The following is a 6,805-nucleotide window of genomic DNA, read 5'->3' on the forward strand; positions in this document are numbered from 1 at the left end:
CAAGTAACTTGGACCAGTGTTGATCATTTAGCATTGTTCGAGGCATAGCGAGTGTAAAATTGGGTTTGGCGATTTAATTTTACTATCTCGCTATTTTTTTAATCAACAAATGTCAACAGACCCTAATCAACAGACGCATCAATTTCACCGTAGAAGGTTGGTGCTGCAAAGGTTGACCCAGCCAAAAGGCTCAATGCGATAGCCGCTGCTAACTTAGTTTTCATCAAAAAATTTCCTTAAATTATTTTGTAACAGATATTACACACGCGAAACATATTACAAAATTATTAAAATAATATTTGCATTGCTCTTTTAGTGCTTTAGCTGATAAAAAACAACCAAAATCATGATTTAGAAGTGATTTTGGTCATTTTTTGATGCTTTTCCCCAAAATAGAATCGGGACTAAGCTCAATGCAGCCAAACCTGTGATCCAAAATAAATAAGTGCTATAACCCAACTGATCGGCCACTATGCCACTGATGCTATACAGCCCCCCACTCACCGTCGCCATAATGGCAACCTGAAATGTAAAGTCCGTTGCTGCAAATGCTTTACGACTATATTGCATCACCAAAGTCAGCATGATCACGAGCAGCATGGCTGAAATCATGTCTTCGGCAGCATTGATCCCATAGATCAGCCATTCATGAACCTGCCGTTTAGCCTCGAACTGTAAAGCCAGCCATGCATAGGCCAATAAACTGAATATTTTCAATACCGAATAGAAAACCAAGGCCTGCGCCCGAGAAATATACTTCAAGCTTAGACCTGCAAGCCCCGCCCCAATTAAAGCAGCCACCGCACCTAACATGGTGACATACAGACCGATTTGACTAAAACTCAATCCTAAATCGACCATCAGCGGCTTAAGTAAGGGTCCTGCCAGACCATCTGCAAGCTTAAAACTCAATAAGATCATGAGCCACAGTGTGAGGGTTTTAGTTTGAGAAAAATAAGTCAAATACTGGCGAATAGCGTAGAACAAGGCTGAAGTATGCTTATGGTTGTTATCATTCTCTTGAGAGGAAATTATGTTGAGCTGTGGCTTTAAAGGTTCTCGATAGAGAAAAATAGGAATCGTATTGATGAATACCAATGCCGCTAAAAACAGAAAGGTGGCTTGCCAATCCAACCAATCCAAGGCCCAAAGCACAGCACCGCCACCCACGATAAAGCCGAGTCTTGAACCAATCACCTGAAAAGAATTGCCCCAGTGCTGCTGGTCAGTTTTTAAAATATTGACGGCCAAGCCATCGGTTGCGACATCTTGAGTCGCACCAACCAAATTCATACTGAGTAAAGCCACAAAAAATAGCAGCAAATACATCGGTTCATTCAAGCTTTGGATCGGCAAAAATGATAGGAAGACCAAGACCACCACGGACAACAACTGCATTGGAATAATCCAACTCCGATAGTGCCCTTTGGACCTTGAACCATGTCGATCAATCCACGGTGCCCAGATAACTTTGATCGACCATGGCAGCATGAGTAATCCAAAGCCACCAATATGCGCCAAAGACACACCTTGCGCTCTTAAAATCACCGGTAAAGCATGTGTCATAAAACCGACAGGTAACCCTTGCGCCCAATATAAGGAAAACAGTAAAAGATAGAGCTGACGAAGCTGGATCATAAGTTCCTAAATGTTGAATGCGCTGAAGTTACATTTAGAGTAGTCAAAATACGGCTATTTTGCCAATGATCTAAAAAAATCATCGACCTAAGATAAGGTCAATGCTGATGCCATACTTTTAAATGTGCATCACATCAAAAATGGATTTCACCTATATAAGAATATGCAATGAATCAAAAGACTCAATTATTTCCAGTTTTGCCCGATCAAGTTCCATCACGTGGTTCCACTCTGAGCCGCGCAATTTTTAAAAAACTTTTTTTGGCACAAGGTTGGAAATTTGACGGCGAATTTCCCAACCTTGCCAAAGCTGTGGCGATCATTTCTCCGCATACTTCTAATATAGATGCATGGCATGGTTTTCTCGCCTTGCTTGGAATCGGGATAAAAATAACCATTTTTGGTAAAAACACCCTTTTTGATACCCCCTTAAAACCACTTTTGGATTGGGTCGGCGTGATCCCTGTGCAACGTGAAAATCCACATGGACTGACACGTGAAATTGCTGAGATTGTCCAAGCGACAGATCAAATTTGGATTGGAATGGCACCTGAGGGAACACGAAAAAAAGCCGATAAAATCCGCAGTGGTTTTTACTATATTGCCTATGAAGCACAGATTCCTATCGTGATGTTTAGCTTTGATTATACAAAGAAAACCATTCATTGCTTGGGTGTTTTTGAACCCAGTGGAGATTTTGAAACTGATCTCGAAAAAATTTTGAAGATTTATGATGGCAAATTTTCCCCGAAAAATCCCGAATGGTTGGCCTTGCCGTTACAAAAGCACTGGAAAAAGCCCTAGTCAAATGGCTATTTTTTTGATGTGATGTGCACTTTGTATATTTAACCATCAGATTTCACCCATGAAACTTTTGCAATACCTGATTCCTAGCCTCTTTGTATTGGCACTCAATGGCTGTGATTCTGCAACCAAAACACCTGCGACCACGACATCTACACCAGCCAAAGCACGTGAACCGGTGATCGCGATTGCGCTCGGTGGTGGCGGTGCCAAAGGTTTTGCTCATATTGGCGTGCTTAAAGTACTCGAATCACATGGTATTAAACCTAAAATTGTGACTGGGACCAGTGCGGGTAGTTTTGTTGGTAGCTTGTACGCCAGCGGTAAAACACCATATCAAATGCAGCAATTGGCACTGAATTTCAAAGAGTCCGATATTCGTGACTTAACCTTAAATAGCCAAGGCATTATTCAAGGGCAAAAACTGCAAGACTTTGTCAATAAAAACGTCGGCAATAAATCAATTGAACAATTTCCAAAGCGCTTTGCTGCTGTAGCCACCCGTTTGGATAATGGCAGTAAAACTGAATTTAACCGTGGTAATGCAGGCCAAGCGGTACGTGCATCGTGCAGCATTCCAAATGTATTTGTACCTGCAACCATTGCAGGGGTGAAATATGTCGATGGTGGCTTAGTCAGCCCGATTCCGGTGAAAACGGCACGTGATATGGGTGCAGATATCGTGATTGCGGTTGATATTTCTGCGCGTCCTGACGGTAGCAAAGCCGTAAGCATGTTTGGTTTACTCGATCAAACCATTAACATAATGGGACAACAAAGTATTAATGAAGAACTAAAAAATGCCAATTTCGTGATTCAACCGAAAGTGGGACATATTGGCACACTCGATTTGAAGTCGAGCAATGCGACGATTTTAGAAGGTGAAAAAGCCGCACAGCTCAAAGTGAATAGCATTATTAAGGCGATCGATAACTTTAAACACTCCCCTGCGGCCTTTAAACCAGCACCAAAAGCGAAAATATAATTCAACGATTTTTTTTATATTCATTGAGTTATACATCTGCTACATTGATATAGATACTGGTTCATCTATATCAATTCACCCTTATATAAGAGTAGATGTATGGAATTTATTTTAGAACCTTGGCACTGGTTTGTATTGGGCGTCGCTTTGATGCTTTTTGAACTGATTTTGCCGTCTTTTGCAGCGCTCTGGTTTGGTGTTTCTGCAATTTTGGTTGGGATCTTATATTGGATCTTTCCATCCATGGACTTTAATGTCCAAATTGTGGTTTGGATTATTTTTGCCGTGCTCTGCACATTTTTGTGGTTCAAATTTATTAAGCCTTTATCCATCGATAAAACCAAAGCAGGTCTGTCCCGTGAAGCGACGATTGGCCAAGTGGGTATGGTGATTCAAACCCAGCTCAATCATGGCAGCGTTAAAGTTCGCTTCCCGATGCCTGTTTTAGGTTCAGACGAATGGCATTGCCGTACCCAAGATGCACTTCAAGTCGGCGACCGTGTTCGCGTGACCGATATTTTAGGCAATGATTTAGTCGTCCAACTGCACAGCAGCAACAACCCCACTGACAATCCATAAATAAGTGAGAAATGACATGTCTGGTGTTTCTATTGTTTTTTTAGCGCTCTTAGTTTTTGTAGCCGTCACCATTTTTAAAGGTGTCCGTATTGTTCCCCAAGGTTATAAATGGATTGTTCAGCGTTTAGGTAAATACCATACAACGCTCAATCCGGGGCTGAACTTTGTGATTCCGTATGTCGATGAAGTGGCTTATAAAGTGACAACCAAAGATATCGTGTTAGATATTCCCTCTCAGGAAGTGATCACACGTGACAATGCGGTACTGCTGATGAATGCTGTGGCTTATATCAACTTAACCACGCCTGAAAAAGCAGTTTATGGTATTGAAAACTACACATGGGCGATTCAAAACTTAGTTCAAACCTCTTTACGTTCAATTGTCGGTGAAATGGACCTCGATGATGCACTATCATCGCGTGATCATATTAAGGCTAAACTTAAAGCTGCTATTTCTGATGATATCTCTGACTGGGGTATTACGCTTAAAACTGTAGAAATTCAAGATATTAAACCTTCTCATACCATGCAAGCTGCGATGGAAGAGCAAGCGGCCGCTGAACGTCAACGTCGTGCAACAGTCACCAAGGCAGACGGTGAAAAACAAGCGGCTATTTTAGAAGCAGATGGTCGTTTAGAAGCCTCTCGTCGTGATGCAGAAGCTCAAGTGGTACTGGCAGAGTCTTCTCAACGTGCAATTGAAATGGTGAGTTCAGCCGTCGGCGATAAAGAAATTCCAGTTGCGTACTTACTGGGTGAACAATACGTCAAAGCCATGCAAGATATGGCTAAATCTAATAATGCCAAAACTGTGGTATTACCTGCAGATGTACTGAATACGATTCGTGGTGTGATGGGTCGTAATAACTAAATCTTCACATTAATTAAAATGGGTCGTGACATACGGCCCATTTTTATGCCCAAAACAAAAAAGAAGGCAAAGTTTGTGAATTTATGTTTAAATTTCACGTTATTTTTTTGACGTTTTAGGACTTATCGTTCGATTTCACCTACTTGGCTTAGGCAAATCCCATTGAGTCCCCTAATTAAACGCAATTGTCCAACGCCAAAGCGGATACCGTATGAGCTCCCTGAATCCCACCCTAATTACCTTTCTCTTTTATATTGTCGCCATGGTCGTGATCGGTTTACTTGCATACCGTGCGACCAGTAACTTTTCTGACTACATTTTAGGTGGCCGCCGATTAGGGAGCTTTGTCACTGCCCTTTCTGCAGGTGCATCGGATATGAGTGGTTGGTTGCTCATGGGTCTTCCGGGTGCGATTTACCTTTCAGGTTTATCTGAAATGTGGATTGCAATTGGTCTGATCATTGGTGCTTGGCTCAACTGGCTACTTGTTGCAGGTCGTCTCCGTGTACATACCGAAGTTCAAAATAATGCTTTAACCCTACCTGACTATTTCTCAAATCGTTTTAACGATCAAAAGAAAATCTTACGTATCGTGTCTGCTGTGATTATTTTGATTTTCTTCGCAATTTACTGTGCTTCAGGCATGGTTGCAGGCGCTCGATTATTTGAAAGTATGTTTGGTATGTCGTATAGCACTGCGCTTTGGATCAGTGCCATTGCAACGGTGAGCTATGTGTTTATTGGTGGCTTCCTTGCTGTCAGTTGGACCGATACCATTCAAGCGGGCTTTATGATTTTTGCCTTGCTACTTACCCCTATCGTGGTCATGTTGTCGTTCTCTGATTTAAGCCAGTTCACTCTGGCACTAGAAGCAGCACGCCCTCAAGCGATGAATGTATTTGCTGACTTAAGTTTTGTCGCAATCATGTCTTTGTTGGCATGGGGCTTAGGCTATTTTGGTCAACCGCATATCTTAGTCCGCTTCATGGCAGCAGATTCTGTTAAATCGATTCCCAATGCACGCCGTATTGGTATGACATGGATGACGCTCTGCCTCGGTGGCGCAGTTGCAGCAGGCTTCTTCGGTATTGCTTATTTTCAACAGCATCCAGAACTGGCAGGTGTCGTAACAGCAAACCCTGAAACGGTCTTTATGGAATTGACTAAAATTCTATTTAACCCATGGGTTGCAGGTATTGTATTGGCTGCGATTTTAGCTGCGATCATGAGTACCCTCAGCTGTCAGCTTTTAGTCTGCTCAAGTACCTTAACTGAAGACTTTTATAAATCATTCTTACGCAAAAATGCTTCACAAAAAGAATTGGTTTGGGTCGGCCGTTTCATGGTGTTAATGATTGCGCTTCTTGCGATCTATATGGCGGGTAATCCTGACTCTAAAGTCCTTGGTCTCGTAGCATATGCATGGGCAGGCTTTGGTGCTGCATTTGGCCCACTGATTATCATGTCATTGTTTTGGAAACGCATGACACTCAATGGTGCTTTAGCAGGTATGGTGGTCGGTGCGGTTATGGTTATTCTATGGAAAAACCTCTGGGGCGATACAGGCGTTTATGAAATTATACCGGGCTTCATCTGCTCACTCATTGCAATCATCATTGTGAGTTTAATGGGCAAAGCGCCATCTGCTGAAGTCACTGAAAAATTTGAAGAAGCAGATCGTATCTATAAAGAAAGTATTTAAGACCAATAGCACTTAAATTTAATTTCTAAGTTTTAATATCTGCAAAAAAGGACGCCTAGCGTCCTTTTTTGTTTTTATCATGTCATCCATTTAGATATTACGTAAGCGTCCGCTGAACCCCATGCCTATTTTTTAATTCGATTTAGGTTTCCAGCGGTGTGGTAGCAATTCTTCAATCTGAGTCACTTTATGTGTCGGCAACCTTTTCAGCACATCACTTAAATAG

The 6,805-nt window shown here is 42.0% G+C and carries 7 protein-coding genes; 5 read left to right on the plus strand and 2 right to left on the minus strand.

The features are described from left to right. Window positions 1-351: 351 nt before the first annotated feature. On the minus strand, window positions 352-1,638 hold the full coding sequence (locus tag FTT88_RS16480; protein ID WP_180005599.1) for an MFS transporter: 1,287 nt from the start codon (window positions 1,636-1,638) through the stop codon (window positions 352-354). Between the two features lie 168 nt (window positions 1,639-1,806). On the opposite strand from FTT88_RS16480, the gene FTT88_RS16485 reads away from it, so the two are divergent. From FTT88_RS16485 to putP, 5 genes are all read left to right on the plus strand, one after another. Further along, a complete protein-coding gene (locus FTT88_RS16485; RefSeq protein ID WP_180005600.1) occupies window positions 1,807-2,442 on the plus strand; it encodes a 1-acyl-sn-glycerol-3-phosphate acyltransferase in 636 nt (211 codons plus the stop codon). 61 nt (window positions 2,443-2,503) lie between these two features. Then, window positions 2,504-3,427 carry a patatin-like phospholipase family protein gene (locus FTT88_RS16490; RefSeq protein WP_180005601.1) on the plus strand — a complete coding sequence of 308 codons (924 nt, stop codon included), beginning with the start codon at window positions 2,504-2,506 and terminating at the stop codon, window positions 3,425-3,427. A gap of 99 nt (window positions 3,428-3,526) precedes the next feature. Further along, window positions 3,527-4,006 (plus strand): NfeD family protein, encoded by a 480-nt coding sequence (locus FTT88_RS16495; protein ID WP_180005602.1) that lies wholly within the window; start codon window positions 3,527-3,529, stop codon window positions 4,004-4,006. A gap of 16 nt (window positions 4,007-4,022) precedes the next feature. Continuing rightward, window positions 4,023-4,877, plus strand: coding sequence for an SPFH domain-containing protein (locus FTT88_RS16500; protein ID WP_078189969.1), 855 nt, complete (start codon window positions 4,023-4,025; stop codon window positions 4,875-4,877). Between the two features lie 211 nt (window positions 4,878-5,088). Beyond that, window positions 5,089-6,579, plus strand: a complete 1,491-nt coding sequence (putP, locus tag FTT88_RS16505) for a sodium/proline symporter PutP (RefSeq protein ID WP_180005603.1) — start codon at window positions 5,089-5,091, stop codon at window positions 6,577-6,579. 132 nt (window positions 6,580-6,711) lie between these two features. Here putP and FTT88_RS16510 read toward each other — a convergent pair. After that, window positions 6,712-6,805, minus strand: a 94-nt coding sequence (locus FTT88_RS16510) for a transposase domain-containing protein (RefSeq protein WP_179993438.1), incomplete at its 5' end; no start/stop codon positions are given.

Origin of the sequence: Acinetobacter sp. YH01024 (genome assembly GCF_013420195.1) — a bacterium.
GTDB classification, from domain to species: domain Bacteria; phylum Pseudomonadota; class Gammaproteobacteria; order Pseudomonadales; family Moraxellaceae; genus Acinetobacter; species Acinetobacter amyesii.